The sequence below is a fragment of the Tychonema sp. LEGE 07196 genome (assembly GCF_963890365.1).
Taxonomy (GTDB): Bacteria; Cyanobacteriota; Cyanobacteriia; order Cyanobacteriales; family Microcoleaceae; genus Microcoleus.
Window position 1 is genome coordinate 1 of sequence record NZ_CAWPRX010000057.1, and the last position, 16,420, is coordinate 16,420.

The 16,420-nt window shown below is 47.1% G+C and carries 12 protein-coding genes; 8 read left to right on the forward strand and 4 right to left on the reverse strand.

Translation table 11 applies throughout. From position 1 onward, the window contains the following. The 3 genes from AACV78_RS07525 to AACV78_RS07535 all read left to right on the forward strand — a co-directional run. Positions 1-2,344 (forward strand): aminotransferase class III-fold pyridoxal phosphate-dependent enzyme (locus AACV78_RS07525; RefSeq protein WP_194074396.1); only part of this gene is annotated, 2,344 nt, incomplete at its 5' end. Between the two features lie 284 nt (positions 2,345-2,628). Beyond that, positions 2,629-3,504, forward strand: a complete 876-nt coding sequence (locus AACV78_RS07530; protein WP_194009818.1) for a cupin-like domain-containing protein — start codon at positions 2,629-2,631, stop codon at positions 3,502-3,504. A 154-nt stretch (positions 3,505-3,658) separates the two neighbouring features. After that, positions 3,659-7,705 carry a non-ribosomal peptide synthetase gene (locus tag AACV78_RS07535; protein WP_194009819.1) on the forward strand — a complete coding sequence of 1,349 codons (4,047 nt, stop codon included), beginning with the start codon at positions 3,659-3,661 and terminating at the stop codon, positions 7,703-7,705. Positions 7,706-7,819: 114 nt separating this feature from the next. On the opposite strand, the gene cobS is transcribed toward AACV78_RS07535, so the two are convergent. After that, positions 7,820-8,617, reverse strand: coding sequence for an adenosylcobinamide-GDP ribazoletransferase (cobS, locus tag AACV78_RS07540; protein ID WP_194009820.1), 798 nt, complete (start codon positions 8,615-8,617; stop codon positions 7,820-7,822). Positions 8,618-8,876: 259 nt separating this feature from the next. Between cobS and AACV78_RS07545 the strand changes: the two genes are divergently transcribed. The 3 genes from AACV78_RS07545 (at position 8,877) to AACV78_RS07555 (ending at position 10,869) form a co-directional block, all read left to right on the forward strand. Beyond that, positions 8,877-9,326, forward strand: a complete 450-nt coding sequence (locus AACV78_RS07545; protein ID WP_194009821.1) for a hypothetical protein — start codon at positions 8,877-8,879, stop codon at positions 9,324-9,326. A gap of 214 nt (positions 9,327-9,540) precedes the next feature. Next, positions 9,541-10,671: a tRNA guanosine(34) transglycosylase Tgt gene (gene tgt / locus AACV78_RS07550; protein WP_194009822.1), complete on the forward strand. Its 1,131-nt coding sequence runs from the start codon at positions 9,541-9,543 to the stop codon at positions 10,669-10,671. 60 nt (positions 10,672-10,731) lie between these two features. Further along, the gene (locus tag AACV78_RS07555; RefSeq protein WP_068815178.1) at positions 10,732-10,869 is read left to right on the forward strand and encodes a photosystem II reaction center protein K; all 138 of its coding nucleotides are present in this window, start codon (positions 10,732-10,734) and stop codon (positions 10,867-10,869) included. A gap of 322 nt (positions 10,870-11,191) precedes the next feature. On the opposite strand, the gene AACV78_RS07560 is transcribed toward AACV78_RS07555, so the two are convergent. Next, a complete protein-coding gene (locus tag AACV78_RS07560) occupies positions 11,192-11,746 on the reverse strand; it encodes a glutathione S-transferase N-terminal domain-containing protein (RefSeq protein WP_194009823.1) in 555 nt (184 codons plus the stop codon). A gap of 57 nt (positions 11,747-11,803) precedes the next feature. On the opposite strand from AACV78_RS07560, the gene AACV78_RS07565 reads away from it, so the two are divergent. Continuing rightward, on the forward strand, positions 11,804-11,932 hold the full coding sequence (locus AACV78_RS07565; RefSeq protein WP_255512949.1) for a hypothetical protein: 129 nt from the start codon (positions 11,804-11,806) through the stop codon (positions 11,930-11,932). Between the two features lie 17 nt (positions 11,933-11,949). On the opposite strand, the gene AACV78_RS07570 is transcribed toward AACV78_RS07565, so the two are convergent. Further along, positions 11,950-12,531 (reverse strand): manganese efflux pump MntP, encoded by a 582-nt coding sequence (locus AACV78_RS07570; protein ID WP_194009824.1) that lies wholly within the window; start codon positions 12,529-12,531, stop codon positions 11,950-11,952. A 193-nt stretch (positions 12,532-12,724) separates the two neighbouring features. Between AACV78_RS07570 and AACV78_RS07575 the strand changes: the two genes are divergently transcribed. After that, positions 12,725-13,324: a cytochrome b/b6 domain-containing protein gene (locus AACV78_RS07575; protein WP_194009825.1), complete on the forward strand. Its 600-nt coding sequence runs from the start codon at positions 12,725-12,727 to the stop codon at positions 13,322-13,324. Between the two features lie 252 nt (positions 13,325-13,576). Here the strand turns inward: AACV78_RS07575 and AACV78_RS07580 are convergent, their stop codons facing one another. Beyond that, positions 13,577-15,964, reverse strand: coding sequence for a cache domain-containing protein (locus AACV78_RS07580; protein ID WP_339383519.1), 2,388 nt, complete (start codon positions 15,962-15,964; stop codon positions 13,577-13,579). Positions 15,965-16,420 lie beyond the last annotated feature (456 nt).

Consider the following 16,420-nt stretch of genomic DNA (forward strand, 5'->3'; position numbering starts at 1 on the left):
TCCCAATTCCCAATTCCCCATGCCCAATTCCCAACAGTCAACAGTCAACAGTCAACAGTCAACAGTCAACAGTCAACAACCAATGCCAAATACACAAATCGCAACCCAACAACCAGCTCGCAAAGAAAGACTAATTCCCAAAATCAAAAATATCTTAGAAGAAACTTCTGGTGAAGATTTAGGCAGCGTCAGCGACGATCTAACCTTTTTAGAAATGGGTTTAGATTCTCTGTCTTTGACTCAAGTAGCGCTGAACTTGCAAAAAGAATTTAACGTTAAAATTACCTTCCGCCAGCTACTAGAAACTTTCCCCAGTCTCGAAACTTTATCGGAATTTATCGACGGATCTTTGCCGCCGGAAGTTTTGCCCGCAATTGTCGCGGTAGCACCTCCGGCACCTCCGGCACCTCCGGCATCTCCGGGCACGGTAGCACCGCCCCTAGCAGCGCCACCGGCACCAATTGCCGCCAGCGCACCGGTAAATCTGCCCGCCCCGCAACCTAACCTATTGCAACCCTTACAGTCGAGCAACCTCGAATACTTGATCGGCCAGCAGTTGCAGATTATGTCGCGACACCTAGAATTGTTAGGTGGCGGTGTTCCCGCGCAGCCGGCACCGACAGCCCCACCTCAAATGGTGCAGCCCCCCGCACCGGTGCAACCGATCCCGCAATCCCACAATAACGGCAGCACGATCGCCCCAACCGCCCCACCTGCACCATCCGCCGAACCCACCGCCGAACCCAAAAAAGTATTCGGCGCGGCCGCCCGGATTGACACATCCGATCGCGGTGCCTTAACTCCATCGCAAAAAGCATATTTAGAAACATTTGTCAAGCGGTACACGGCGCGAACCCAAAAATCGAAACAGTACGCTCAGACTCACCGCCACCACCTCGCCGATCCGCGCGTAGTTTCCGGCTTTAACCGGACGATGAAAGAGTTGGTTTATCCAATTGTCACAGTGCGATCGTCCGGTTCCAAACTTTGGGATAAAGACGATAACGAATATGTCGATTTAACCAACGGTTTCGGGTCGAACTTTTTCGGATATTCAGCGCCATTTATCACAGAAGCGATCGCCGCCCAAATGCAATTAGGCTTTGAAATCGGGCCGCAAACACCGCTAGCCGGGGAAGTCGCCGAACTCGTGTGCGAAATGACCAAGCACGATCGCGCCGCCTTCTGCAACACCGGTTCCGAGGCAGTTTTGGGTGCAATGCGGCTCGCGCGCACCGTCACCGGCAACAATACGATCGTCACGTTTACCGGAGACTATCACGGAAATTTCGACGAAGTAATCGTGCGCGGAACTAAGAAATTGCGATCGCTCCCAGCAGCACCGGGAATTCCCCAATCCGCCGTTGACAATACCCTGATCCTCGACTACGGCGAACCCGAATCCCTGGAAATCCTCAAAGCGCGGGCGGGCGAATTTGCAGCCATCATGGTAGAACCCGTACAAAGCCGCCGCCCCGACTTGCAACCGCGAGAATTCCTCCACGAAGTGCGACGAATTACCGAACAAGCCGGTTGCGCCTTCATTATGGACGAAGTGATTACCGGGTTCCGAGTCGCACCGGGCGGCGCTCAAGAATACTTCGGCGTACAAGCAGATATCGGTACCTACGGCAAAGTCGTCGGCGGGGGGATGCCGATCGGGGTAATTGCGGGCAAATCAGCTTGGATGGACGCATTAGATGGCGGATTTTGGCAATTCGGAGACGACTCTTTCCCCGAAGTAGGGGTTACTTATTTTGCCGGAACTTTTGTGCGCCACCCGCTGACATTAGCCGCCGCCAAAGCATCCCTCGAATATTTGAAACGGGGCGGGCCTTCCTTGCAGCGCGATCTCAATGCCAAAACTGACCAATTAGTTGCAGAATTGAACGCCATGTTCGATCGCGAACAAGCACCTTTCACGGTTAAAAACTTTGGTTCCCTGTTCAAAATCACCTACCCGCAAGAGTTTATTCACGGAGAACTGCTCTTCTACTCGCTGCGGGAAAAAGGAATTCACATTTGGGATCACCGCCCGTGTTTCCTGACGCTAGCCCATTCCGACGCAGATATTGCTTTTATCAAGGAGGCATTTAAAAACAGTATTGCCGAATTGCAGTCAGCCGGATTTTTTCCCGGTGGATCGGGGGAAACTGTGAGGGCGATCGAATTCCACAATCACAGTAATATTAATGGAGGAAAGTCCTCAACCGCTTTCGCCAACAATGCTCCCGTACCCGGTGCGAAATTAGGGCGAGATCCTAACGGCAATCCCGCTTGGTACGTAGCAGATCCAGAGCGCCCCGGCAAACATTTACAAGTAGGAGATAATTTATCGAATTGATTGTTAAAGTTGGCAATTAAATCCCCTAGGGGGTTGGTGTACCAACAATTGAACAATCCCCAAAAAAGGTTCGTAGTGCGGACGACTGTCCGTTCTTATACTGCGGATTCAAGTCCGCAGTACGAACCAATATTATTGCGGTAGATCGATCGCAATTCCAAAAAAATTACAAATAGAAAATAGTTTTCGTTCGTAGTGTGGACTTCAATCCACTCCCAGAGTTGGACTAAATTCCGCACTACAAACCGTTTGATATCTGAATAAACAACACAGGAAAAACCCAAATGCTCCAAACAGCAAAAACTCTTCAAATAGACCGCCGCACAGGCCTGACTCACCAGGAATTTGTCAGCGAGTACCGCAATCCGGGGAAACCAGTTATTTTCACAGATTTATCAAAAAATTGGCCCGCCCTAACAAAATTTACGCCTGAGTATTTCCAAGAAAATTTTGGCGATCGCGAAATTGAAATAGGTGGCCAGATTTACACCCTCGCAAAATTGTTCGACTTGCTAAAAAAATCCACCAAAGAAAATCCGGCTCCCTATCCTTTTAAACTCAATGTCCGCAAAGATTTTGCCGATTTAGAGCCTGATATTTCTCCCAGACCGAGTATTGCCCAACCCGATCGCACTCACAGCCCATTAATCCCGAATATGCTGCTGAATGATTTGTACGACTTAGAAATATTCTTCGGCGGGCCGGGGGGATCGTTTCCTTATTTGCACTACGATTTTCTCGGACTCTATGCGTATATAAATCAAGTTTACGGGGAAAAAGAATTTACAATTTTTCCGCCGGAACAGCAAAAATATCTTTACCCAAAACCCGGTGCTCCTTGGCTATCTGAGATTGAAAACCATCACAATCCCGACTTAAAAAAATATCCGCTTTTGGCTGAAGCTACGCCAACAACAATTACAATCTCAGCCGGTGAAACGCTGTTTATCCCCTGCGGCTGGTATCACACAGCCCGATCGCTGACTTTAACAATTTCCGTTGCATTCGACCAACTTTGCGAATCAAATTGGGACTTTTTTACGAACGAATGTTGCATTCCCAGAGGTCAAAATTCGCTCAAAGCCAAGACGATCAAAGCCTATCTAAAAAGTGCAGGTGCTGTGCTTAGTGCTCGCGAAAAATTGACGGGAATCAGGTAAGCTCAGGGAGATTGAATTTATTGGTGCATTCTGCCCCCACTAATAAATTTAATTACTGAACTTGAGCCAAAATTATACTGCGACTATCAGAATAATTTAGATAGTAAAATTGACAAAAAGCAGATCTAATTATATCTAAATCTATCTAAAATCCATGAACAAACAACTATTTGAATCACACAAAAACTTCACACCTGTGGAATTCGATCCGTTTGTAGGTGGAGAGTTAGCTGGGTGTATATCAGCGACCGAAGCGCAAAAGGAAATCTGGATTTCTGCACAAATGGAGGATGATGCTAATTGTGCTTACAACGAGTCAATGTCGCTGCGATTGGTGGGAAATCTAGATCTAGAAGCATTGCGTTATTCGATTCAAGAACTTGTAGCTCGGCATGAAGCATTGCGTCTGACATTTAGTCCCAATGGCACGATACTTTGTATAGCAGCTTCTTGTGAAATTGATATTCCTTTGATCGATTTGTCAATGATGAGTGATAGCCCAACTCAATTCGCTCAGTTGCAACAGCAAGAAGTTGGGCAATCTTTCGACCTCGTGCGCGGCCCACTATTTCGCGCTAAAATTGTCAAGCTGCAAGGGCAAGAATACATAGTGATGCTCACCGCCCATCACATTATTTGCGATGGCTGGTCTTGGGGCGTTCTTTTGCCAGATTTAGGAGTTCTTTATTCAGCTCGCAAACAAGGTGTTGTTGCCAATCTTTCAGAATCAATACGTTTCAGCGAATACGCATTTTTACAGGAACAAGAGGCCGATAGTTCAGAAATGAAGGCCGATGAAGCATATTGGCTCAAACAATTTAGCTCGTCCCCTCCTATCCTAGATTTGCCCACGGATCGTCCGCGCCCCCCCATACGGACTTACAAAGCAGCGCGAGAAGATTGGCCTCTGGATGCGGCTTTAGTCAAAAATCTCAAACGTCTAGGGGCTAAATCTGGGTGCAGTTTCTTAACTACCATGCTGGCCGCATTTGAAATATTGTTGTCCGACTTGTGCGGACAAGACGATTTAGTCGTCGGGATGCCTGCTGCAGGACAATCAGTGTCGGGATGTACCCAGCTTGTGGGACATTGTGTGAGCTTGTTGCCGTTACGTACTCACATTGAGAGAGAAAAATCGTTTATTGATTATCTGCGAAATCGGCGATCGTTGGTGTTGGATGCTTACGAACATCAAAAAATCTCCTTCGGTAGTCTGCTCAAAACATTGACACTGCCGCGAGACTCCAGTCGTATTCCGCTAGTTTCTGTAGTTTTTAATCTCGATATGGGATTAAAAAGTGAACAGCTAACATTTGACGGTCTGCAAGTCGAATATTTCTCGAACCCCAGAAGTAGCGAAAATTTCGAGTTATTTATCAATGCCTTGGAATCCGGCGGTAAACTCGTCTTAGAGTGTCAGTACAACACAACCCTGTTTGATGCCGAAACCGTGCGCCGTCACCTAGCAGAATTTGAGCAATTATTACTCAGTATTGTTGCCGATCCTACGCAACCTTTATGGCAATTAGCTTTGTTGCCAGCAGCAGAACAGCAATTACTAGCTACCTGGAACAATACACAAAAACCATATCCCGAAAACCAATGCCTTCACCAGTTATTTGAAGCGCAAGTGGAACGCACCCCAGAAGCAGTGGCACTGGTATTTGGTACCGGGCGGCTGACTTATCGGGAGTTAAATACCAAGGCCAATCAACTAGCACACTATTTACAAAAATTGGGAGTTGGGCCAGATGTTTTAGTGGGTATCTGTCTGGAACGTTCTCTGGATCTGATTGTCGCACTATTCGGAATTCTCAAAGCCGGTGGTGCTTATGTACCTTTAGACCCAGCATATCCTCAAGAACGCATTGAGTTTATGCTCTCGGATGCCCAAGTGGCAGTGCTGCTGACTCAGGAGAAATTGTTGGCAGAACTTCCTAAATCGGATGCTCATCCAGTCTGTCTGGACAAAGATGGGAATGCGATCGCAGATCAGAAATCAGAAAACCCGATCGATCGCTGTTCGCCCGCCAATTTAGTCTACATTCTTTATACCAGTGGCTCAACAGGCAGACCCAAAGGAGTAGCGATCGAACACCACAGTCCAGTTGCTCTCGTGGATTGGGCGCAAACAGTCTTTACACCAGAACAATTGACCGGCGTTTTAGCTTCTACCTCGATCTGCTTTGACCTCTCAGTCTTCGAGATATTTCTGCCACTGAGTTGTGGTGGCAAAGTCATCCTCGCTGAAAATGCTTTGCACCTACCCACTTTACCTGCGGCTGGGGAAGTTACGCTGATTAATACAGTACCGACGGCGATCGCAGAATTGCTGAAAATGGGTATCCCAAAACAAGTTAACACTGTCAATCTCGCCGGCGAACCCCTCAGCAATCAACTAGCCCAGCAGCTTTACCAGAAAAACATCCAGTACGTCTTTAATCTCTACGGGCCTTCGGAAGACACCACCTACTCGACTTATGCCTTAGTCGAAATCGGCACCAATAAATCTCCTGCCATCGGCAAACCTATTGCTAATACCCAAATTTACATCCTCGATAGTCATTTGCAACAGGTTCCTATTGGTAGCAGTGGCGAAATCTACATCAGTGGTGCTGGGTTAGCCAGATGTTATCTCAATCGCCCTGATTTGACTGCCGAAAAATTTATTCCTAATCCGATTGGTGAAAAATTTCACACTACCAATCGAGTTTACAAAACAGGCGATTTAGGTCGCTATTTGCCTGACGGGAATATTGAGTACATTGGACGTATTGACAATCAAGTAAAAATTCGTGGCTTCCGCATAGAATTGGGTGAAATTGAGGCAGTGCTGGCAGATCGGCAGCTAGTCAAAACTGTGGCAGTGATTGCTAGAGAAGACCGCCCAGGCGATCGCCGACTTGTTGCTTATTTGGTGCTGAATCAAACTAATGTTAATACTGAGCAAAAACAAGCTCTTGTGCAGTCGTGGCGCAATGGGCTTCAGCATAAATTGCCAGAATATATGATACCTGCGGCTTTTGTGATTCTGGAGTCGATGCCCCTGACGCCGAATGGCAAAGTAGACCGCCGCGCTTTGGCAAGTCAAAAGTGGCAATCTGCCAGCGTTGCACCCGATCAAACAATTGCTGTTGCCCCCCGGGACAAATTAGAACTCCAAGTGAAGCAAATTTGGGAACAAGTTTTAGGCATCAATTCAGTTGGCATCAGGGACAATTTCTTCGAGATAGGAGGCCATTCGCTGTTAGCGGCGCGTTTGTTAGCTGAAATCGAAAAAATATTCGGCAAAAAACTGCCGCTTTCTACTATTTTCCAATCGCCAACCGTTGAGCAATTGGCTGATATTCTCCGCGAACCGGAATGGTCTTCACCCTCTCCATCAATGGTAGTGATTCAACCGGGAACAGGGAGTTACAAACCTCCTCTGTTCTGCATTCACGTACTCGGTAGGGGATTGGAATTTTACCGTCCTTTACTGAATCATTTGGAGCAATCGCAGGCTATTTTGGGACTGTCTACCCAGATTATGGATGAAAAGCTGGCTCCCCCAAATCGAGTTGAGGAATTGGCAGCTTATTACATCAAAGAAATGCAAGTTTTCCAGCCGCACGGACCTTATTTTCTGTTAGGAGTATCTTTTGGCGGGACAGTAGCTTTTGAGATAGCTAGGCAACTTGATGCCAAAGGTGAAAAGGTAGCTTTGCTGGGATTGTTGGATACCTACGGGCCGGATGCTTTTAAAAATTTGTCTCAAGTAAAGCGCGGTCAACGGGCGATGAAAGTTTTACACCTGACTCCCGGTGTATTTGTGCGGAAAACTCAGAGCAATCTGGCGGGAAAAGTCGAAAGTATTACTAATCAAATATGGAGGATTTCTTCTAAGTTTTACCGAGCGATCGGGCGTCCCTTGCCGATCGAACTGGAAAACTTCACTCATCGAGAACTCAATGAAGAGGCATTGAGACACTATGTAGCAGGAGTTTACTCGGGTGGAGCGACTATCTTCAAGGCGGTTGATAGTGCCATCTTGTTTGATGCCGATCCCGAATTGGGTTGGGGCGAGGTAGTTACAGGAGGAATAGAGATTCACGAGATCCCTAGCGACCATTTGGGGATGTTACAAGAGCCGCACGTTCGGATATTGGCGGAAAAATTGCAGGCTGCGGTCGATCGCGCTCGGCAAATGAATTGTCAATAATGTTAAGTCTTTTGGTTATTGGTTAACAGTTAACAGTTAACAGTTAACAGTTAACAGTTAACAGTCACCAGTTAGCAGTTAGCAGTCAACAGTCAACAGTCAACAGTCAACTGTTCACCCTTCCAAAGCCACCAAAAGACACAGCAACAAAGCCTCCGTCCACTCAACTACAGCACCGTAAGTATCGCCGGTGTGGCCGCCCAAACGGTGGTTGAACCAGGCTCCGGCAAAAATTCCGATCGCGCTTCCGCCCAAAGCCATCCCCACCGCCAACAGCCACCGATCGCCATCCAAGACAACTTGCAGCACGCTCAAACTCAGCAACAACAGCACTCCCGGAATAAAATCAAAAGGTGAATAAATCGATTCTTTATGAAAAGCTCCCTTACCCTCGGCCCGGAGATAGGGATAGCGGGCGATCGCCACCAGTTGGCCCCACCTCCCCCAACCCGCCACACCCATCAAAGCCAGCCACCGATAGTGATTCAAATCCGAAAGAGCGACAGTTTTCAGCAGGACGATCGCGATCGCAGCCATCGCCCCAAAAGCCCCTGTAACGCTGTCCCGCATGACTTCCAGCCTGCGTACCGGGTCGGGTACAGCCAGCCCGTCCGCCGCGTCCATAGCCCCATCTAAGTGCAGCCCGCCAGTAATGCCGATGCCCAAAACTACCACCAAGGCCGATCGAGTCAGAGCAGGCATCCCCAACAACTGCAACCCAAGATCCGCCACTCCCAGCATCCCGCCGATCGAAATCCCGATCGCCGGTGCCAACCGAGCAATGCCCCGAAACTCCAAAGTCCAAGACACCGGCACCGGCAAACAAGTATAAAAAGCGACTGCGGCTGCAATGGCAGCGCCTTGATTCCGGAAAAAGTCGATCGTAGAGCGAACCAATTTATTATTCACCATAAGATAGAAAGTTTTTGATCTGATATACAGTTGTCAATTCATTAGCTTGTGCCAGAATTGGAACTGTAACACCCTAGTCCTTTGGATCGGGTATTCCTCCTGTCCGAGCAATTTTCCCCGGAAAACCTCTGCCGGCAGCGCTTCCGAAGCTCCCTATCTAAAATGGCTAAACTAAAGATCCGCGTTTCCCGCATCCAGAATTCTAGCTAACTCCCTGATTTTCAAGATGGGAATATATTACAACAGAGGCTTTTGCTCCATGAGTTACGACCAATCGAATAACAGGGTAGTTGCTCCTTGCATCATCGATACAGGCATTGTCGTCAACAAGCGCGATATCAAAAGATTGCTGTTTGATTTAGGACGTGTCCGCTACCTTCACATCCAAGATGGCAAGACTTACAGCGAAGGCGAAGGGTACGTGCTCGAAGTCTTCGCCAACCCCCACCGGTCTACCCTGATTGCCAACCACGGGCTTTATTTGAACGTGTATAGTTTTGATTACCTGGAACTGAAACAGTCGCCTGAAGATGGTGCTTATTTTGACCTGATTCAAGACGGCCGGCAGTTGCGGTTAATTCCCCTCTCCAATCCTTTGCAAGAGCAAGTCTCCCGGAATTTAAATGCTGCGGCTTTGGATGCAGTTGTCGATCAGGTACTCTCAGGCCACTGGGATCTGCAATTGGATGAGGATGATTCCCCGTTTTAACCGTCAGTCAGTCAGTCAGTCGATTTTAGATTTACTCGCAGCGCCGTGAATCTGAGAGGATAACTAAGGTCTAAAATTTTTTGCCCTCCACGACAATTGTCGGAAAATTGTCTCTGTTTTTGGGCGGGGTGATGGTTTTTTTTGTCGCGATGTCATCAACAATAGATTAGATAACACGGACGGCCGAGTAGCGGTTAACGAGCATCGGGGACTAATGACTGAGGACAAGGCGAAATTTTCTTTTAAATGTCAGGCTAACTGCAGCCACACCCAAGCGCGTGCAGGAGTTTTTACCACTCCCCACGGTATTGTGGAAACGCCAAAGTTTATGCCCGTGGGCACTTTGGCTAATGTCAAAACTTTGACTCCGGCACATCTTGAAGACGCGGGAGCTCAAATGGTTTTGGCCAATACTTATCACTTGCACTTGCAGCCGGGGGAACGAATTGTCGCGGGCGCGGGCGGATTGCACAAATTTATGGCTTGGCCGGGCCCGATTCTGACGGATTCGGGCGGCTTTCAGGTGTTTAGCTTGAGCCAAATGCGGACTATTTCGGAGAATGGGGTGACTTTTCGAGCTCCCCGCGACGGCCGCATCATTAATTTAACGCCGGAAAAATCGATCGAGATTCAGAACGAGTTAGGCGCTGACGTGATTATGGCCTTTGATGAGTGTCCGCCTTACCCCGCTACGCGGGACGAGGTGGAGGCAGCGACAGATCGCACTTACCGCTGGCTGCAGCGCTGCATTCAGGCTCACTCGCGCCCGGAACAAGCTTTGTTCGGCATCGTGCAGGGGGGTGTTTTCCCCGATTTGCGATCGCGCGCGGCGAACCAGTTGGTAGACTTAGATTTGCCCGGTTATGCGATCGGCGGGGTTAGCGTCGGGGAATCGGGGGATTTGATCGCAGAGATTGTGAGAGTTACTGCGCCCCTGTTGCCGGCAAATAAACCTCGTTATTTGATGGGGATTGGCACCTATCGGGAAATGGCGCTGGCTGTGGCTAGTGGCGTAGATATGTTTGACTGCGTGATTCCGACTCGGCTGGGCCGCCACGGGACGGCTTTTGTGCGCGGGGAACGCTGGAATTTGAAAAATGCTCGGTTTCGGGAGGATTTTGCTCCCCTGGATGAGTCTTGTCCTTGCTATACCTGCCAAAAATTCAGTCGGGCTTATTTGGCCCATTTGGCGCGGGCTAAGGAGGCACTCAGCTATACTTTGCTGGCGCTGCACAACGTCACGGAGTTGATTCGCTTTACTGGGAGGATGCGGGAGGCGATTTTGGCCGATCGATTTACCGAAGAGTTTGCTCACTGGCTGACACCGACTGTCGATCGATCGTGAGTTCCTTGGGTGAAGATATGCGACAATTATTAAAATTGTGTTGGATAGGTAGGTTGATTCATGGAAGCTGCATTACTGTTGGCTAAACTGCCCGAGGCTTATGCAATCTTTGACCCTTTGGTTAATGTTTTGCCAGTGATTCCCGTGTTTTTCTTGCTGCTGGCTTTTGTCTGGCAAGCGGCTGTCGGGTTCAGATAAGGTTGATTGCATTAAAAACAGGGGCAATTTACCAATTGCCCCTGTTTTTAGGTGTTAATTTTTGTTTCGTTCTTCTTTCTCTTCTCGGACTGGACGCAGGGGTGGCCAGAAACCGGGTTTTTAACCAAATACTTGACTAAAACCCTCAATCTCTAGGAAAAACCCGGTTTCTTGAGATTGGCGCAGGGGTGGCCAGAAACCGGGTTTTTAACCAAATACTTGACTAAAACTCTCAATTTCTAGGAAAAACCCGGTTTCTTGAGACTGGCGAACCATTCCTATATCCATTACATCCGTTAAAAAATCCGTTGCCGAACTTCTTTCAACTGCCGCCGATCGCCTTTTGGAATGCCGGTCTTTCGGAGATCCGCTTCATGTAATCTAAAACAGCCGGATAAGCGCTGAGGTCTAGTTTTAGCACCATCGGAATGTAAGCCAATATTGACCCGACTGCTGCATCGGCGACGCCGAATTCATCACCCATTACAAACGGCTGTTTCTCGAAGATTTGATTAAGCGGTGTTAACAAGCGGGGAGTTTCGCTATCGCGAGTTGCTTCTGTAAATATTCCCGACCCCAGCGTCGCGTTGGCAAAAATGACCCACTGCACAATTTCAGCTTGCTGCTCCAAAGTCTGGGGCATCTTACCGTATTTTTGAGCTAAATACAGCAAAATTGCGCCGGATTCCCAAAGTTTAAAATCTCCATCCACAATTGCCGGTACTTTGCCGATCGGGTTAATTTCCATAAACTGTGGCTGCAAGTGTTCCCCTGCTTGAATATCTAGGGTGACGAATTCGTAGGGAACCCCTATTTCTTCTAGATACCACTTGACAATTGATGCCCTGCTTTGGGCTCCGCCGTAAAGTTTAATCACGGAATTTTTATCCTTGTAATGCAATATTGCTGTTATAGCATTTTTGGGGAATTGGGAATGGGGAATTGGGAATGGGGAATGGGGAATTGGGAATTGGAAATTGGAAATTGGGAATTGGGAATTGGGAATTGGGAATTGGGAATTGGGAATTGGGAATGGGGAATTGGGAAAATAACTAATGACTAATGACTAATGACTACTGACTACTGTCCTGTAATTATTGTCGCTTCTGTTAAATGCACAAACAAGATTCTACTACCAATAAAAATCAAAATTGAGCCGCCCAACATTTCGATTTTATTAGCAAATAAGTTGCCGCATTTGTGTCCGATAAACACACCCGCAAAGGCTAAAAAGAAAGTAATAAATCCGATCGCAGTCACCGCCTGAGCAATAGAATCTTTCAAGACAGCAAATCCGACTCCCACTGCGAGGGCATCGAGACTCGTCGCCACCGACAGGGTTATCAAAGTTCCGGTATGTAAGGGATTGAACTTTTTTTCGCTTTCTTCACCCTGCAGCGATTCGTAAATCATTTTACCGCCAATAAAACTCAAAAGCCCAAAAACGATCCAATGGTCGATCGGTGTTATCCAAGAACTAAAACTAAGACCTGCCAACCATCCGATTACGGGCATCAAAGCTTGAAAGCAGCCGAAAAATAAGGCTATTTTTAAAGCTTTATTGAGCTTCATATGTTTGATTGCTAAACCGCTAGAAATCGCCACAGCAAAAGCATCTGCTGCTAGTCCCAAGGAAAGAAAGACGGTAGTGGTTGCATCCATTTTTTTAAAGTGTAAAACGTTACGATTAAAGGTTTTTTTAGACAATTTTAGTCTACACTAAACATCGAGAAAATAACGTTTTTATCACAATGCCTTCATTTTTAAATCACATTTATTTCATAATTTGCAGGTTGAAAAATGCGGGAATTAGTTGTAATGTAGGATCGGGAGTTTTTCAGTACCAAAGGTGAGAATGCCGCAATCTAAACCTTACCAGCCATTGCTGTTGAGATTACTGCACGGGCTTAACGGTGCGATCGCCCTTTTAGCAATTTTGACCGCATTTTTGGTGTATAACGCCTATGACGGGCGGTTGGGCAAAATCCCCGCGCCTCAGATTGCTGATATTATCGGGATTCACGGCACTTTCGGCAAGCTGTTGCTGTTAGGAGTCATGCCGGCTTTTGCATTGTACAGTTTCCACGCAGGTCAACAACGCTTGGTGCAGCCGGATTCTTTTGGCAAACTAACTCAGTTGGGAAAACCGATTTGGTGGTACAGTTTGCACCGGATTGTAAATACTTTGATGTTGTTAGCGCTGACTTGGGCGATCGCCTCTGGAAGTATGGTTAAGGAAGAATGGCTTCCGGCGGGGGATTTGACGCAGATTTGGTATTATTTGCACGCTTCTGGTTGGGCGGTATTAGTGTTTTGTCTGCTGATGCACTTGTTGATGAGTGCGAAAGTGGGGGGTTTACCGCTAATTTTGTCGATGTTTGATGTTGCGTACCGCCGGGAGGATTCGCCGGCTGCTTGGTGGCGCAAAATTCGCTCTTTTGTCGATCGATCTTAATGTAATACCAATTTCATAAAGTAGCGCTGGATATTACCCCCCAACCCCCCCTTATAAAGGGGGGGCTAAGACTTCATCTATAGCACATATGAAAGAAAAATGGTATAAAAATGAACAAAAATATCCTATTAATTGTTGTGGAAATCGTGGTAATGGGAGGCTGGTTATTTGCTGTTATCGCGCCTTTATTGTTCCCCTAATCCGCTCGCCATCGGCTTTGCAGCAACGAATTTCTGTTTTGCGGGCTTTATATCAAACGATCGGCAATTCTACGATAAACTCAGCACCGCCCCCACTTTGAGATTCAATTTCAGACTGTACTGGAGATTGAACTGTAAAAATACCGCCGTGCAATTCTACAATAATTTTATAGCAAGCCGATAGTCCCAATACTGTAAAATTTTTCCAGGATTTAGTATTGCCAAATGGTTCAAATATTTTCTGTTGAATCTCTGGCGAAATCCGGCAGCCGTTGTGGGCGATCGATACTGCAATAAACCTGCCAGAAAAATGCTCTACTATATCTGTTTTAATTGTAATGATTGGCTCGGAGTTGTCAAGACTGTTAACAGCATCAATCGCATTGCTGAGGATATTCGTAAATACTTGGCTGAGTTGACCGGGATAACACAAAATTGGTGGCTGGTTGTTATATTCCTTGACTACTAATATTTTGGGAGACAGCCTGTGAGCGAGCAATAGCAGTATATTGTCGATAGTTTCGCGAACGTTGGTGCGTTCTTTGTTAGCTTTGTCAGGAAGTGAAATTTTCCGAAAAGCCACTACGAGCTGCCGAATGCGATCGGTTCCTATTTTCAGAGAATTGAGAGTTTCCGGCAAGTCTTGGCTGATAAAATCTAGGTCGAAGGTTTCTATTTCTCTGGCAATTTGCGGCACTGGTTGGGGGTACTGTTCGCGATAAAGGTGAATTATTTCTAGCAAATATTTGATATAATCGTTGACGTGAATCAGGCGACCATAAATAAAGTTAATTGGGTTATTAATGTCCTGGGAAATTCCGGCGGCGAGTTGACCCAAAATTGCCATTTTTTCGCTTTGTACTAAATGCTCTTCGGTTCTTCTGAGTTTGGCTAATACTTCTTCCAAAAGTTTGAGTTCGTCTTGAATTTGCCCCTGGAGTTGCGATTGGGAAATTGCGATCGCCAGCGAGTCTGCTGTTGCTTCCAAAACTTCTACCTCGTCGGGAGTCGCAAACCGCCGATTAGCAATGGCGAACAGATATCCCAGCCGATTAGTCTGAGTCAGTACGGGTACTGCTGCGTAGCGGCTGTTTGCGAGTTCTAGATGGAAGGGCTGTTGAGAGGTTGCGGCATCAGGGGCGGAGGTTTTGTTGAGAAGTATCGTTTCGCAACGCTGCAGCCTTGCAGCTAAATCTCCCGATGGCCCTCCCGTCGCGCCGAAGATTCCCAAGCGCTGCGGTAAACCTTTTCGGCAATATTCCCAGCAAAATTCTACTGTATCTTGTCGGGGATCGTACCAGCCGAATATTGCTCGATCGAGCTTGAGGAAAGTACCGAGTTCTTCTACTGTTGTTTGCAGGGTGCGATCGAGCGGCAAGCCAGCGCGAATGCGGCCGCTCAAGCGGTGGATCCGGGCTTCTGAGCGAGTGCGGATGTAATTTTGGGCAAACAGCTTATTTGCTGCCATTACTGCGACAATAGCTGCTGCTAAGAGTATGGTGGCGGCTGCTGCTAATATGTTTAAGGCGATTAGTTCTTTTTCGATGTTGTGGGAAGGAATTACTAGGGCGATCGACCATTCAGCTTGCTCTAAGGGAAGATAAGCAACATAAACTCTGGCATCGTTGATTTTGGTCAACAAAATGCCCGTTTTTTGATAAACCATCTCCCTGGCTACATTTGCCAAATTAGTATCTGCAGATTCCAACAGACTCGGAGTCGGCTGGTCGATATTTCCGATTAACCGAGCGTCGGGATGGACAATGGGGACTCCTTGAGAATTGAGAACAAAAGCATAAGTTCCGGTTTCATATTCCAGTTTTTTTACTACTTCGGCTATTCTGTCGGTGCTGATTATGCCGTTCATTACTCCGATAGGCTTGTCGGCTGTTTTGTCCAGAAATTTTGCCGAATTTGAGCGCACCGGAGCCGAAATGGGAACAATACTCTGTTGTTTTAGGGTGCGAGAAATTGTAGGATCTGAAACATAGACTTCGCCAGCCATTGCTTTTTTGAAGTGTTGGCGATCGCTGACATTAATCAAAGCTCTGCCGACTTTTGTAGTGAAATAAAAACCGTCGGGATCGATTAATGCCAAATGCTCGAAGTCTTGCAGTCGATTGACTTCCGATTTTAAATAAGGCCCAGCCACTGACCAATTCATCGATCGCACCGAAGGAGTGTTTGCGAGAAGTTCTATCTGGGCCTTTTTCGTGCCAATCCAGCGATCGATCTTGTTCCCGCGCTGCTTAACCTCTAACAAAGCATTTCGTTCTAAATTGTCCACAATCAAGCGGCGCACGCTTTGATAGCTGATGCAACCAATGATGCTAGCTGCTAGAATTGTTGCGCCCAAAATTAACAGCACAATTTTGTAGGCAATATCGTATTTGCCCTTAAATCTCGATCGCAATATTCGGGTTAATTTCCACCACTTCACTTTCGCAAAGCTTCGCATGGTTTGACCAATTTGTGTAAAATCTTCAGCTAACCTGCGATGCACTTGCTCGCCTGCGAGTAGTCTGAAAAACTACTAGCATTCAATAAGTGCGGGGATTTTTTAAATTTTTCCCCCTGGCCGGCTCACTCTGTTAAACTGGAATCAGATTTTACCATATTTTTGATAAATTAAAACATTTCAGCGACTACTTAAGTCATCAGTCATCAGTCATCGATCATCGGTCATCAGGAACAAGTATTACACAGTAAGCTTTTTAGCGATCGGGCTTTTGCTCGTTACCAGTTCGAGCCAAAGCCTGGCCCATAGACCAATACGGTTCACTTAACATATTTATGCCCCGGAGATCCCCCTAAATCCCCCTTAAGAAGGGGGACGCAAGAGGGGATTCTTGTTCCCCCCTTTTTAAGGGGGGTTAGGGGGGATCGTCTTAAGTAA